Raw genomic sequence first — 14,185 nt, forward strand, 5'->3', positions numbered from 1 at the left:
TCTGCCCGCAGGGCAGCCAGATCCATAATTAACGGCGGCAGTTAGTTATGGATCCCGCCTCAGGAGCCCTCCGACCGCCTTGGCCATCTCGGCGAGGGCAGGCTTCCTGTCCACATCGGACATCAAATCACCCAAATGGCAGCACCCTGCTCGCTGCACCGGGCGCCTGCACCGGCATCTCCACACCGGGCGCCCTGCCGCCGCGCACGAGCTCTGTACTGAATCCCAACAGCGACGCTCGATCCGCGGTACATCGTCACGGAGTTGCGTCGATCGAGAGGCTCGGTTGGGAATCAGTACAGAGGCGTGCGCAGCCCTGGCTCCAGGCCGGCGTCCAGCAGGACCGGGGCATCACAGCCGCCTCCTAGACTGAGGCTGGGTGCCGCCTGAGCGGCAGCCTCATCGAATGAAAGACGCGGGGGCAGACGGTTGTCGGAGCAGGAAAGGGTCGTCCTGGAGCACGAGCAGGACGTCAACACCGCCTATCTGGCCAACCTGGAACGCCGCTCCGCGGGCTACCAGATCGACGACCGCGTGCACTGGCGTCCCCGGATCACGATGGGCCCGCTCATCGGCCGGGTCCGGATGCGCTACGACGGCGACGCGGCGGACGAGGAGTTCTACGTCGCCGAGACCGCCGCCGACCTCGACGGCACCGAGGTGATCAGCTGGGCCGCTCCGGCCGCGGCGGCCTACTACGGCAAGCGCTTCGGCGCCGAGTCCGGCCTGCGGATCCGGCGACGGTTCGCCAAGGGCGCCGGCCACGCCATCGAGGCGTACGCGGACGAGTGGGTGGTCCCCGCGGACGGGCCCGCGTTCAGCACGCCGGTCGCCCCGGCCTCCGAGAGGGTCGCCACAGAGCCGGCCGTCAGCGACCACACCGCCCCTGAATCCCCCTCCCCCGCTGTGGCGGTCCAGGACGCACTGCCCGACGTCGTCCCCGGCACCGAGCAGGAACTCCGCAAGCCCCGGACCTCGCTGCGGGCGCTGCTGCGTACGCTCCAGCCCGAGCAGTACGACCTGGTCGCCGCCTCCCCCACCAAGCCGCTGACCATCCAGGGCTACGCCGGCACCGGCAAGACGGTCGTCGCCACCCACCGCGCCGCCTGGCTGACCCACACCGACCGCGAGCAGCCGTTGCGCAACGTGGCCCTGATCGGCCCGACCACGACCTGGGGGCGGCACATCCGCCCGGTCATCGACGAACTGGCCACCCCGGGAACGGTGACGATCACCTCGCTGCCCGAGGTGATGCGTACGATCATCGGGGCCCCGGAGCGGAACGCCTCCAGCGACGACTTCATCGACGCCTACTCGGCCCCGCTCGGCACGACGCTGGCCAAGCTGGTCACCAAGCAGCGCAAGGCCGATCCCGGCCTGACCCCCCAGCGGGCGTACGAGGTGTTCCTGCGGACCAACGAGGTGTCGATCCCGGTGTCGCGACGCACCGAGTTCCTGCAGTGGCGCCGCACCCTGCCGCTGTCGTACGAGGCGGCGCTGGGCGACCGCAAGCTGTGGCCGCTGCTGACCTACCTGTCCGTGCTGCTGGAGCCGCAGGCGACCTACGACCACGTGATCATCGACGAGGCCCAGGACCTGCGGCCGCTGGAGTGGCTGATCCTGGCCCACCTGAACAGCGGCACCTGGACCCTGGTCGGCGACGTGCACCAGCGCCGGACCAGCCACGCGACCCGCGGCTGGAAGGAGATCCGCAAGCTGCTCGGGCTGCCGACCGGGGAGGAGGAGTCGCTGCTGGGCGGCTACCGCACCACCCGCGCGATCATCGACTTCGCCGGCTGCCTGCTGACCGGGACCAAGGGCCACCGGGCGTACGACGTGCTGGGCGAGGGCGAACCGCCGCTGATCCTGAACGCGATGCAGCTGGACCGCGAGCTGGTCGAACTGGCCATCGCCGAGGCCGCCCGCCTGTCCGCCGCCCACCCGAAGGGCAAGGTCGCGGTGATCACGCCCCAGGTCCGGCCGGTCGGTTCGTACGCCAAGCGGCACGGCTGGAGCGAGGGCGAGGACCACTACTGGTCGGGGCCGGATGGGCGCCGCTTCACGCTGCTGACCTCCGAGGAGGCCCGGGGGCTGGAGTTCGACGCGGTCGTCGTGGTCGAGCCGTCCGACTTCAAGGCGATGCCGGGCGACAACGGCCCGCTGTACACGGCACTGACCCGGGCGAACCTGGAACTGGTGATCGTGCACGAGCGGGTGCTGCCGCCGGCGATCGTCAGACACCTGCGCAAGACTGCCAAGCGCTGACCGGCGCGGGCCACCGCCCCACCCCCTCCATCCGCACCCAGTCCAAGGAGCAACGTCACGGTATGACGCACGTCATCTCAGTCCTCAACATGAAGGGTGGGGTGGGCAAGACCACCACCACGGTGATGTTGGGCGAGTTCCTCGCCGCTGAGAGCGGCAAGAAGGTGCTGCTGGTCGACATGGATCCGCAGGTCAGCCTGTCGATCACCATGCTCGGGGAGCGGCAGTGGAAGCTGGTCAAGGACGGCGACCACACGCTGGCGGCGCTGTTCCGCGAGGCGCTGGACACCGCCCGGGTCGGCGGGTTCGACATCGCCCGGGCCGTCTACCCGAATGCCTCGAACGTGAAGAACGTCACCGACGTCGACCTGCTGCCGCTGTCGCCGGAGGTGATGGACCTGCAGCCCCACCTGGACGCGTTGAGCGTCGCCAAGCGCAGTTCGGTGAAGGTGTGGGACATCCTCGCGCTGGGCCTGGAGCCGATCCTGGACGACTACGACTACGTGCTGATCGACTGCCCGCCGAGCCTGGACGTGATGACCAAGAACGCCCTACGCGCCTCCGATGGCTACGTCGTGCCGACGATCCCGGACGTGCTGTCCACGTACGGCATCCCGCTGCTGCAGGAGAAGGTGACGTCGTTCGCCGCCCAGGCAGGGATCGAGGCGCCGGAGGAGCTCGGCGTGATCGTCACCAAGCACCAGAAGATCTCCCCGACCCACCGCCAGCAGATCGCCCGGCTGCGCAGCAACCGGAGTCTTCCGCCGCTGCTGGCCCCTTGGGTGCCGGAGACCAGCAAGATCTCGGGGGCCGCCGAGTTCCAGGAGTACCCGACCCTGAAGACCAAGTACGGGGCGACCAACTACAAGGGCCTGTGGGAACTGACCGAGGCGTTCCGCCAGCGGGTGGAGGACGGCGAGTGAGCACGAGGATCGACGCGGACCTGGCCGGCTCGCTTGCAGCCGCCCCGATCGCAGCCGCCCCGGGCGCGACCGATGACCTCACCGCCGCCTCGGTGGCCCTGCGCGCCCTGGCGGCGGCCGATGGTGGCGAGGTGCTGGCCGGCCAGCTGTCCCGGCTGGTGGCGGTGATCGCCAACGAGGCTGTGCGGACGAGGCGGTTCCGGACCGACCTGCTGGCCGCGCTCGTGCCGGCACCAGAAGGCGAGGCGGCAGGGGGAACCGGTTCGCGCCCTGACCTGGAGCGGATGACGAAGGCGCAGTTGCAGAAGCTGATCGACAGCAACGGCATGGATCCCCGGCAGGTGATCAAGACGCGGACGACCAAGGGCGAGATGGTCGACCTGATCGTCGCCTTCCAGCAGGCAGCAGGCAGGGAAAGCACGGGGCCTGCCGACACCCCCGGCGCTGCGCCTGACGAGGCGGCTGAGACTGTCACGAAGAGCGCCGCGTCGCCGGCAATTGACCAACCGCCGGCGAATCCGCAGAAGCGGCGCCGGCAGCCGAGTTTGATCGACCCGTACGAGGTCGCGGCGCGGGACGGCCTGGACGGCCTCCGCGCGGAGCTGCAACGTCTGGATGTCGAGCAACTCAAGGACGTCATCGCGGAGTACGGGATGAACTACGACGGACGGGCGATGGGGTGGAAGGATCACCACCGCTTCGTCGAACGCGTCCTCGAGAAGACAGGCTTCGGCACGACTCAGGGCGACGCCTTCCGGTCCGCGAGGTAGCGCAGGAAGCCGGTCAGGCGGACAGTCCCAGACGCCTGATCAGGGCGCCCACGGCGAGGGTCACCGGTCCTGCCACACCCCGCCCCTAGACTGACCAACGGGCGCCGCGCCGGCGTCGACCGCACTTTGCACTGCAACTCTTCGAAGGAGAACACCGCCGCATGACCCACGTCATCTCCGTGCTCAACATGAAGGGTGGCGTGGGCAAGACCACCGTCACGATGATGCTCGGGGAGTTCCTGGCCGGGGAGTTCGGCAAGAAGGTGCTGCTGGTCGACATGGACCCGCAGATCAGCCTGTCGATCGCCATGCTCGGGGAGTCGCACTGGAGCCAGGTGAACGAGGCCAACGCGACCCTGGTGCCGCTGTTCCTGGACGCGCTGATCGAGGGCCGCCGCTCGGCCCCGCAGTTCGACGTGATCAAGACCCGCCAGCAGAACGCCTCCAACGTGCAGGACGTCACGACGGTCGACCTGCTGCCCTCCTCCTACGACGTGATCCCGCTGCAGCGCCACCTCGCGGTGATGACGGTCGCTCGGCACAGCGAGATCAAGGCCTGGGACATCCTCGGCCCCGGCATCGCGCCGATCATCGACGAGTACGACTACGTCCTGATCGACTGCCCGCCCAGCCTCGAGGTCATGACGATGAATGCATTGCGGATCTCGGAGGGCTTCGTGATCCCGACCATCCCGGACGTGCTGTCCACGTACGGCATCCCGCTGGTCCAGGAGCAGGTCGGGGCATTCGCCGAGGAGGTCGGCATGGAGCACCCGCGCGAGCTCGGCATCGTGATCAACAAGTACCGCATGCTCGCGTCGATCCACCGCTCCCAGATCGTACGGATGCGCGGCGACGCGAGCCTGCCGCAGCTGTTCGAGCCGTGGATCCCCGAGACCGGCAGGGTCTCCGCCTCGGCGAGCGACGAGGGCTTCCCGTCGCTGCGGACCAAGTACGGCTGGGACACCTACCGCGCGATGAAGCAGCTGACGGAGGGGTTCGTACGGCGGGTGGAGGCATAGTGGCCATGGCCGAAGAGGACTCGCTCGCTGAGGGAATGTACGACGCGCTGCTCACCCGCGCGATGCAAGACCGCCTGACGGCGAGCACCCTTGAGGCCAACCTCATCAAGCTGGCCGAGGCGGAACGCCCCGCGCGGTTGGCCGACCACGTCGGACGAGCGTTGAATCGCCGGCTTGCGGCCGAAGACGCCTCGGGCCAGGTATCGCTCGCCAACTCTCTCCTGAAGGGGCTGGGTGCCGACGGAGACGAGGTAGCGGACGAGCCGTATATCCTGACGTCGCTGCTGCACACCCCTGGTCCGGGCGCTCCCCCGCGCTACACCGGGCTTCCGCGTACGCCGTTGTCCGAAGCCGATCTCATGACGAACGGCACCGGCGAACCCTCGCTCGCCGCAGAACTGATCTCAGAGCTCTCCAGCGCGGACGAAGTCCTCCTCCTTTCCGCCTTCATCAAGTGGTCCGGGCTGCGGACGATGCGGAAGGCTCTGGGTGACGCTGCCAGCCGCGGCGTTCCTCTGCGCATCATCACCACGACGTACATGGGTGCGACGGAACGAGGCGCACTGGACCGTCTGGTGCGAGAGTTCGGTGCGGAGGTCCAGGTGTCGTACGAGACCCGCCGCACTCGGCTGCACGCGAAGGCGTGGCTCTTCAAGCGGCTGACGGGCTTCGACACGGCGTATGTCGGCTCCTCTAACTTGTCCGCCCCGGCGCTCCTCGATGGCCTGGAATGGAACGTCCGGCTCTCGACACATGCCACACCTCAACTGCTGCGCAAGTTCGAGGCGACCTTCGCCCAGTACTGGAATGACTCCTCGTTCGAGCCCTACGACCCCGATCGCGATGCCGAGCGGCTGGATGAGGCTCTCGCCGTGGCCGGCGGTCGGAGGGCATCGTCTGGTCAGGTGGTAAGCGTCTCCGGCCTGGAAGTACGGCCATTCCCGTATCAGGCGGAGATGCTGGAGGCGCTGGAAACCGAGCGTGAAGTCCATGATCGGCACCGCAATCTTGTTGTTGCCGCAACAGGCACCGGCAAGACCGTGGTGGCGGCGCTGGATTACCGCAATCTCTGCAACACCCTCGGGAGGGGCTCCTCGCGACCCACGCTCCTGTTCATCGCCCACCGCAAGGAGATCCTGACCCAGTCGCTGCGGACCTTCCGGGAGGTCCTCAAGGACGCCAACTTCGGAGAGCTGTGGGTCGATGGAGAACGGCCACGCGAATGGCGGCACGTCTTCGCCTCGATCCAGTCACTCAACGCGGGTGACATCGCGCGGATGGCCCCCGACGCCTACGACGTGGTGGTTGTTGACGAGTTCCACCATGCCTCGGCACCCAGCTACGACCGGCTACTTCAGCACGTCCAGCCGCGCGAACTCGTCGGCCTGACGGCGACGCCCGAACGCGCCGACGGGCTGGACGTACGGTCCTACTTCGGCGGACATATCTCGGTGGAGATGCGGCTGTGGGAAGCACTCGATGCCGAGCTCCTCAGCCCGTTTCACTACTTCCTCATCGCGGACAACACCGACCTATCGCGACTCTCATGGAAGCGGGGCAGCTACGACGTCCGTGAGCTGGAGAACCTGTACACGGGTAACCGAGCGCGAGCGGCGCTCATTCTCGATCAGGTACGAGATCTCATCGATGATCCGACGAGCATGCGCGCGATTGGTTTCTGCGTAGGTATCGGCCACGCTAACTGGATGGCGGAGGTCTTCAATGCTGCAGGGCTTCCGGCCAAGGCAGTGGCCGGCAACATCTCGACAGAGGAGAGGGCGAAGGCACTGGCCGATCTGCGTGACGGTCGACTGAAGGTCATTTTCGCCGTGGACATGTTCAACGAGGGCATCGATCTGCCAGACATCGACACCGTGCTCTTCTTGCGGCCCACCGAGTCAGCGACCGTCTTCCTCCAGCAGCTCGGTCGAGGGCTGCGGCGAACGAAGGACAAGGCGGTTCTCACCGCCCTCGACTTCGTCGGGCATCAACACAAAGACTTCCGCTTCGATCTGCGATTCCGGGCCCTGACCGGCTCCAGCACTACTCGACTGCGCCGCCAAGTCGAGGAAGGCTTCCCCTACCTGCCGTCGGGTTGCCAGATCGTCATGGATCGAACCTCGCAGGAACGGGTACTGAACAGCCTGAAACGCCAGATAGGAAGCCGCTGGACTGACATCGTCGCGGAACTTCGCCGCATCGGCGACGTTCCGCTCGAGAAGTTCCTCTCGGAGTCCGACATCCCCCTGACGGAGTTGGTCGGCAAGATAGGCCGCAGCTGGACGCAAGCCCGCCGCGAGGCAGGCTTTTCCGTCCCTCCTCCGGGGCCCCACGAGGAGGCGCTACTCAAGCGCACCCGTGCCTTTGTCCACGTCGACGACCCCGATCGAGCCGCCGCCTACCGCGACCTACTGTCGGATGACGCCGCTCCCTACTCCGACCTCTCCGAGTCCGAACAACGCTGGGCCCGCATGCTCTACTTTTCGTTGTGGCTGGGGCAGAACACATGGCCGTCCTATGATGCCGGCCTTCGCGCCCTGGCCGACGAACCCGCCGTGCGCCAGGAAATCTCCGAGACCGTGCAGCTCGGTGTCAACCAAGCCGAACACCGTACGCGGCCACTAGACGGGAGGCTCGCGGAGACAGGCTTGCGCTCGCATGCGCGCTACACCCGCGAGGAGCTCGCGGCAGCGCTCGACTACGCAACCCTCAAGCGCAAGCCAGACACCCTTCGCCAGGGCGTCTTCTACTCGGAGGACTTCAACACGGATGGTCTGCTCGTCACACTGCAGAAGTCCGAGGAGGACTACTCGCCGACGACGATGTACCGGGACTACGCCATCAGCCCCGACCTCTTCCACTGGGAGAGCCAGTCCATGACGACGGTCAGTTCGAAGACCGGACAGCGTTACATCCAGCAGCGTTCGAAAGGCAATCATGTGCTGCTGTTCGTCCGCGCTGGCAAGACCTGGGAGTACGGCAAGGGCGTGCCCTACATGCTATTGGGCGAGGCAGACTACGTCGAACACCGCGGGGAACGGCCGATTGCTCTCACGTGGCATCTGCGACGGCCGATGCCTGCCGATGAGTTCCGAACGGCAAGCGTGGCCGCGGGCTAAAGAGGCCCATGTGACGCAACTCTTCTCGGTCATGCAGCGTCGGGTTTCTTGATCGCTTCGTACTCCGCCGTCGATATCCCCGCGAACTACCTTTGGCGCATGAAGGCCTTCGGTCCGACGCGGATCCCGAACACCGTCCCCCGGCCCGTTCTCGTGGTCGCCCGGACCCGTCCGGGGACCGGATATCGCCGGGCCGGAGCGTTGCGGGGCGTCGTCGTCCTGGCGGACTCCCTTCCCGGCCCACGGCTCAGGCTGGGCCGTCGGCGGGCCCGCCGCAACTCCGGCCGTACGGTCCTCGGTTTCGTTGTCCTGGCCCTCCTCACCCTGGCGGCCACGCGCATCGTCCGGGCCTCCGCGCCCTTCGAGGCCTTGATTCCCATGGCCATCGGTGGAGGCGTCGCCCTAGTGGCTGTGGCCTTCCTGTTGGCCGGATGGGCGGCAGTGGCGCGGCTGGTCAGCAGGAGCCCCGGTTCGTTCAGCGTCGTCGGCCGTGATCATCGACTCGATCTGGAAACCATCGACCGGGTCAGCGCCTCCTGGTCGGACCGAGAACGGTTCGACACCCTCCAGTGCGCGGGCCAGGATCCGCGGTGGGGCCGCTGGACCGCCACCGGGATGCGGGAACGCCACGAGGACGACCGCTAGGTACAGCCACCGGCTCGTACGCCGATCCCCGCACCCTCACTTCCGCCGCGGCACCACGCACACCATCGCCGGCGACAGCTTCACCAGCCGTGTCGCCACCGAACCGAGCATCGCCCGTCCCACCGCGCCCCGGCCGTGCGAACCGACCACGAAGCACCGCACCGGGTGCTCCTTGGCGTACGCGGCCAGCGCGTGCGCGGGCTCTGCCCCGTCCAGTGCCACCAACTCGGTGTCCGGAACGGCGATCGCGGTCGCCGCGGCGGTCAGGACCTGGTCGGCCTGCTCGGCCCACGACCGGCGCAGGTCCTCGGCGATCACCCCATTGCCCAGTTCGACGTCCGGCACCGGCCTGACCATCGCGACCGCTGCCGGCAGGTCGGGGGCGAACAGCCCGACGGCGATCCTCCCGGCCTCCACCGAGCGCTCCGACTCGTCGACGCAGAGCACGATCGGTCCGGTCGGTTCGGCCGGCAGTTCCTCCCCGCCGACCAGCACCGGGCAGGGCGAGTGCTGCAGCACATGGTCGGACACCGAGCCGAGGAACAGCCGGGCGGCCCCGCCCAGCCCACGGGTGCCGAGCACGGCCAGACCGGCTTCCTTCTCCCGCAGGTAGTCCACCAGAACCGGGCCCGGCTTCCCGACCAGCACCTCGATGCAGGACTCGTCCAGCCCCAACTGGTCCGCGACCCCGCGGGCGCGGCTGACGCCCATGTCGATCAGCTGTTCCTGCTCCTTGACCACGTTGCGCGGCAGGTGGGGCAGGCCGAGCGTCGCTGGCGTGACCCCGGGCCCCGTCCCGGGCACCACCCCGTCACTGATCTCGTACGTCACCTCCGGCACGCTGATCGCCAGCACCACCTGCCAGCGCTGGCGGTCAAGCAGCGCCAGGCCGGCCCGGATGGCCCGCGTCGAGACGTCCGATCCGTCCGAGCAGCACACGACGATGTCACCCATGTCCGCCCACTCCCTCGTGGTTCCGATGACTCGACGGTAGCCCCGCCGGAAGGGCTCCGTCAGGGGGTCGCCGCGTGATGTCGTCGGCATCCCCACCTCCTGGGATGGCCAGCAACCCCAGCCCGATCGGAGTCACCGGATGGCGCGGATCCTGGTCGTCGAGGAGGCCGCTGCTTCTCGCCTCCCACTTCTTGATCGTGTACCGCAGACGGTGCACGATCAAGAAGTGGGGCCCTCTGCGGCCCGCTCAAGGTTTCCTCCGGCACCTCCGGCAAGGTCTGAGCGTGCCCTGCCAGCCCTCCTGGCGCAATACCTCGGCGATCCCCCGCGCGGTGTCGCACGGGTTCAGTCGGATGTCCCACCACCCGAGCCGCAACGTACGGAACCCGCGCAGGGTGTGGGCATTGTCGCGGCGCATGTCCCGGAACCTGCCCTCACCTTCATGTCCTGCGCGACCGTCTGCCTCCAGTACCAGCCGGTACTCCTCGAGCAGCCGGTCCACCCGGGTCCCAGTGCCGGTGACCACCTGCGTACGGCCGAGCGGCAGTCCGTGCGGTCGCAGCACGTCGGCCTCGAGGTGGTACTCCAGCGTGCTCTCGAACCCTTTCCGGCTCGAGACCACGTCGGTGAGCAGGGCGCGGTGTCGGATGCGCGGACGTCTGGCCAGGGCGGCCAGCATCCGGCCCTCGTGCGTACGCCCCTCGGCCAGGGCCCTTGTCAGTACTGCCAACGCACCGTCCACGTCGGCCGCGTCGGCGAGATCGAGCACGGTGTCCTCCACCGTGGTGGTCATCAGCTGACCCCAGGCCCCGGCCAGCCGTCCCACACCGTCATAGCGCAGACGCCATCGGGGACGTGCTGGGCGGTGACTGGCCTCCAGTGGCACCCAGATGTCGATCAGTGCGGGCCGTGGCACCAGCCCGTAACGGAAACCTGCTGCCTCCCCGCCCAGGGCGGCGGGTTCGCCCGCCCACAGCAGTCCTCCGCGTGCCCATTGGTCCCAGGTGATGGGGGCGCTCCCGACCACGAAGATCCCGTTGTCGAGTCGTTGCCAGGAACCGTCCGTCACCAGTCGCTGGATCACGCGGTCGCTCACTCCGTAGGCCAACGCCTGTGATCGGGTGATGATCCCGTCCTGCTCGTCCACCAGCGCTCGGGCCCTGGCGGACAGCTGCTCTCGTCGTCGCATGGCTGAGGGTGGGACGTCCACGCAGCCGTGAGGCCCGGATGCGGACGAGCTGTGCATCGCCCCGACGCCCATCTCGGTCCTGTGGACGGTCCAGGCTCCTCGCCCACTTCTTGATCCTGTACCGCAGACGGTGCACGATCAAGAACTGGGGGCCGCTTCCGGAGGCACCCCGGGAGGCCGGTCCGGTTCGAGCACCGCTTCCTTTGCGCAGCGCCGCGGGACCACGTGCCTGGGAGGATGCCGGCCCAGCGGTGACGTCGGGTCACGTCGCGTAGGCACAGGACGCCCACCGTACGTCCGTCGAGTTCGATGTCCGACGGAACCGTGCTGAGTCCCCCGCGGCTGGGCCCGGACCGTGCCCAGCGAGCCGACCGGCGCCCGTACGTATCCGGTGCTGGGCCGGGCCCCGGGTGCAAGCTTCCACTTCTTGAACGTGCACCGTCTGCGGTACAGGATCAAGAAGTGGAGCCCTTTCCAGCGCAGCGCCCGCTGTTTGTTCCAGAGCGAGCGCCGATTCGTGTCAGGGATGCCGGGGAACCACGCGGAAACGGGGATCCGGACATGACAATGTTCTTGGTCATCCGTCAGCTACGACGGACGACCAAGAACTGTGCGGCCGATGACCGGCGATCGCCGCCGACGCTAGGCGCGTCGTACGGCGGTCTTCTTCATCCTCAGCTCGAGCAGGACCTGCACCAGCGCCATCACCATGACCACCGCACCCACGGTCCAGGTGGTCAGCGCCAGCGCATTCATTCCGGCGAAGCCACCGATGATCGGAGCGACGATGATCAGGGCACCGATGACCGCCACCACACCCTCGGCAGCCTCGGACAGCTTGTCCCAGATCTCCGACCCGAGGGCCATCAGGATCAGCAGCACGCCCAGCGGGACGAGCCAGATCGCCCGATTCGAGCTGTTCCACACCGGGGTCAGGGCCAGGACCAGACCGGCCACGAGCGTGACCCAGTCCTCCCAGTGCTTCCGCGCGAGCATCACCATCACGGGATGCTTGGCAGCCGTCTGACGAGTACTCATGACAACCTCCTCGCGCTGTTCGATGGCCGTCGGGGACATCGGGACGTGCCTCGAAGAGCTAACTTCAAGGGTAGTTCCGGAGCCTGTGAGCAAGGCCACACCAGCCGCATTTTCGCGGGTCTCCCGGCCAACCTTCCACCGCAGCACCACCCCGGGCAGACTGGGCCGCACAGCAGCGGCAATGCACCGGCGCGGAGCGTCCGCCGGAGGCCAGGAGAGGAACGCCATGGAGGATTTCTGCGAGCACGTCGACCAGGTCCGGGAGGTCACCCCGTCCGCCGACGGCTGCGAGGACTGCCTGCGGATCGGCGGCCGCTGGCTGCACCTGCGGCTCTGCCTGACCTGCGGCCACGTCGGCTGCTGCGACCAGTCACCCAACAAGCACGCCACGGCGCACTTCCACGCGACGCAGCACCCGTTCATCCGCTCGCTCGAGCCCGGTGAGGAATGGTCCTGGTGCTACCCCGACGAGCTGTTCTTCGAGACCGTTCCCGCCCCGCGGGCCCGCCCGCAGGGGTGACCGTGACCGGGTCGTCGAACCCCTGGCCCGAGCTGCCCGTCGCTGCCTGGCAGCCGACCCGGGACACGTTCATCCTGTGGCTGCAGGTCATCGGCAAGGTGAAGATCGCGCGCACCCCGCTGCTGCAGCACTGGTGGAACTCGACCCTCCACCTCACCGCCCGCGGGCTGACCACTTCGCTGATGCCCGCGGGTCCGGGCCGCTCGTTCTCCGTCGACCTCGACCTGCTGGACCACCACCTGGACGTACGGACCACCACTGGCGACGAATGGCGCCTGCCGCTGGCACCGATGTCGGTCCGGACGTTCTACACCGAGTTCATGGCCATGCTCGCGGATCTCGACCTGGGCACCCCGATCTGGCCGATGCCGGTCGAACTGGCCGACGCCATCCCGTTCACCGAGGACGACCGGCACGAGGCGTACGACCCGGTGGCGGTGACCGCCTACTGGCGCACGCTGGTGGAGGTCCAGCGGGTGTTCGACCGGTTCCGGGAACGGTTCGTCGGCAAGGCCAGCCCCACCCACCTGTTCTGGGGCGCCCTGGACCTGGCCACCACCCGCTTCTCCGGCCGGGCGGCGCCCCCGCATCCTGGCGGCGTCCCCAACTGCGGTCCGCACGTGATGCACGAGGCGTACTCGCACGAGGTGAGCAGCGCCGGCTACTGGCCAGGCGGTGGCGGCGAGGGCATGTTCTACTCGTACGCCTACCCCGAGCCGGACGGGTATCGGACGTACCCCGTACGTCCGGCGGCGGCCGGCTGGGACGAGGACCTGGGCGAGTTCGTCCTGCCGTACACGGCTGTCCGGACCGCACCCGACCCGGACGCCGTCCTGCTGGAGTTCCTCCAGTCCACGTACGAGGCAGCCGCCGAGACGGCCGGCTGGGACCGCGCCGCGCTGGAGCGGCCGAGGGAGTTCAGGACCGGAGTCCGGGCCTGATCCCGGGTACCGCCCCGAGGAGTTCCACTTCTTGATCGTGTACCGCAGACGGTTCACGATCAAGAAGTGGAGCCCTCTCCGGCTCGACGGCCGGCGATTCTTCTCCGCGCGAGCACCGGTTCGTCTCCGCGCGAGCGCCGGTTCGTGGGGGATCGCCCGCTCGGCGTCGGGATTCTATCGATGCGCGCTCCGCGGTAGAGAACTTCCTGCCACGTACCGTGGAGGGATGAAGGCCTTCGGTCCGACCCGGATGCGGATCCCCGACACCGTGCCCCGGCCCATCCTGGTGGTCGCCCGGACCCGTCCGGGGTCCGGCTACCGCCGCGCCGGGTCGGTGCGTGGCGTCGTCGTGCTGGCCGACTCCCGTCCCGGCCCCCGGCTCTCCCGGCGGCCCCAGTCGCGGTCCCGGACCGACCCCGGCCGTCCGGTCCTCGGCTTCCTCCTCCTGGCCATCCTCACCCTGGCAGCCACCCGCATCGTCCGCTCCTCCACCCCCTCCAACGCCTGGATCCCCTTGGCCATCGGTGGGGGCCTGGCCGTGGTGGGTGCCGGAATCCTGCTGGCCCGCTGGGCGAGCGCGGCCCGGCTGGTCCGCAGCCCCGGTTCGTTCATCGTCGTCGGCCGCGATCATCGACTCGACCTGGAGACCATCGACCGGGTCACCGCCTCCTGGTCCGACCGGGAACGGTTCGACACCCTCCAGCGCGCGGGCCAGGATCCACGCTGGGGTCGCTGGACCGCTGCCGGGATGCGGGAACGTCACGAGGACGACCGCTACGCGTGACCCTCGGACGCCTCG

Annotated in this window: 12 protein-coding genes; 9 read left to right on the forward strand and 3 right to left on the reverse strand. The window is 68.4% G+C overall.

The genetic code is table 11. From position 1 onward, the window contains the following. Nucleotides 1–429 precede the first annotated feature (429 nt). From GA0111570_RS06215 to GA0111570_RS06240, 6 genes are all read left to right on the forward strand, one after another. Nucleotides 430–2,265, forward strand: a complete 1,836-nt coding sequence (locus tag GA0111570_RS06215; protein ID WP_092607924.1) for an AAA family ATPase — start codon at nucleotides 430–432, stop codon at nucleotides 2,263–2,265. 62 nt (nucleotides 2,266–2,327) lie between these two features. Beyond that, nucleotides 2,328–3,188: a ParA family protein gene (locus GA0111570_RS06220; protein WP_092607927.1), complete on the forward strand. Its 861-nt coding sequence runs from the start codon at nucleotides 2,328–2,330 to the stop codon at nucleotides 3,186–3,188. Further along, nucleotides 3,185–3,958, forward strand: coding sequence for a hypothetical protein (locus GA0111570_RS06225; RefSeq protein ID WP_092607930.1), 774 nt, complete (start codon nucleotides 3,185–3,187; stop codon nucleotides 3,956–3,958). Before GA0111570_RS06220 ends, GA0111570_RS06225 begins: the two co-directional genes overlap by 4 nt. 161 nt (nucleotides 3,959–4,119) lie before the next feature. Beyond that, entirely contained in the window at nucleotides 4,120–4,980 is an 861-nt protein-coding gene (locus GA0111570_RS06230; protein ID WP_092607933.1) for a ParA family protein, read from the forward strand. A gap of 5 nt (nucleotides 4,981–4,985) precedes the next feature. After that, entirely contained in the window at nucleotides 4,986–8,099 is a 3,114-nt protein-coding gene (locus GA0111570_RS06235) for a DEAD/DEAH box helicase (RefSeq protein ID WP_092608271.1), read from the forward strand. A gap of 99 nt (nucleotides 8,100–8,198) precedes the next feature. Then, the gene (locus GA0111570_RS06240) at nucleotides 8,199–8,744 is read left to right on the forward strand and encodes a hypothetical protein (protein ID WP_092607936.1); all 546 of its coding nucleotides are present in this window, start codon (nucleotides 8,199–8,201) and stop codon (nucleotides 8,742–8,744) included. 36 nt (nucleotides 8,745–8,780) lie between these two features. Here GA0111570_RS06240 and GA0111570_RS06245 read toward each other — a convergent pair whose 3' ends face one another. The 3 genes from GA0111570_RS06245 to GA0111570_RS06255 form a co-directional block, all read right to left on the reverse strand. Continuing rightward, nucleotides 8,781–9,698, reverse strand: coding sequence for a universal stress protein (locus tag GA0111570_RS06245; RefSeq protein WP_175557351.1), 918 nt, complete (start codon nucleotides 9,696–9,698; stop codon nucleotides 8,781–8,783). A gap of 247 nt (nucleotides 9,699–9,945) precedes the next feature. Beyond that, nucleotides 9,946–10,887: a PDDEXK family nuclease gene (locus GA0111570_RS06250; protein WP_139283160.1), complete on the reverse strand. Its 942-nt coding sequence runs from the start codon at nucleotides 10,885–10,887 to the stop codon at nucleotides 9,946–9,948. A 642-nt stretch (nucleotides 10,888–11,529) separates the two neighbouring features. Further along, nucleotides 11,530–11,925: an SPW repeat domain-containing protein gene (locus GA0111570_RS06255; RefSeq protein ID WP_139283161.1), complete on the reverse strand. Its 396-nt coding sequence runs from the start codon at nucleotides 11,923–11,925 to the stop codon at nucleotides 11,530–11,532. A gap of 226 nt (nucleotides 11,926–12,151) precedes the next feature. Between GA0111570_RS06255 and GA0111570_RS18030 the strand changes: the two genes are divergently transcribed. The 3 genes from GA0111570_RS18030 to GA0111570_RS06270 all read left to right on the forward strand — a co-directional run bounded on the left by GA0111570_RS18030 (nucleotide 12,152) and on the right by GA0111570_RS06270 (nucleotide 14,170). Beyond that, nucleotides 12,152–12,445 carry a ubiquitin carboxyl-terminal hydrolase 14 gene (locus tag GA0111570_RS18030; protein ID WP_092607948.1) on the forward strand — a complete coding sequence of 98 codons (294 nt, stop codon included), beginning with the start codon at nucleotides 12,152–12,154 and terminating at the stop codon, nucleotides 12,443–12,445. Nucleotides 12,446–12,447: 2 nt separating this feature from the next. Then, nucleotides 12,448–13,386 (forward strand): DUF5996 family protein, encoded by a 939-nt coding sequence (locus GA0111570_RS06265; protein ID WP_175557352.1) that lies wholly within the window; start codon nucleotides 12,448–12,450, stop codon nucleotides 13,384–13,386. A 226-nt stretch (nucleotides 13,387–13,612) separates the two neighbouring features. Further along, a complete protein-coding gene (locus tag GA0111570_RS06270; protein WP_092607954.1) occupies nucleotides 13,613–14,170 on the forward strand; it encodes a hypothetical protein in 558 nt (185 codons plus the stop codon). The last annotated feature ends 15 nt before the right edge of the window (nucleotides 14,171–14,185 follow it).

This window comes from Raineyella antarctica, assembly GCF_900092135.1.
In the GTDB taxonomy this organism is placed as follows: Bacteria; Actinomycetota; Actinomycetes; order Propionibacteriales; family Propionibacteriaceae; genus Raineyella; species Raineyella antarctica.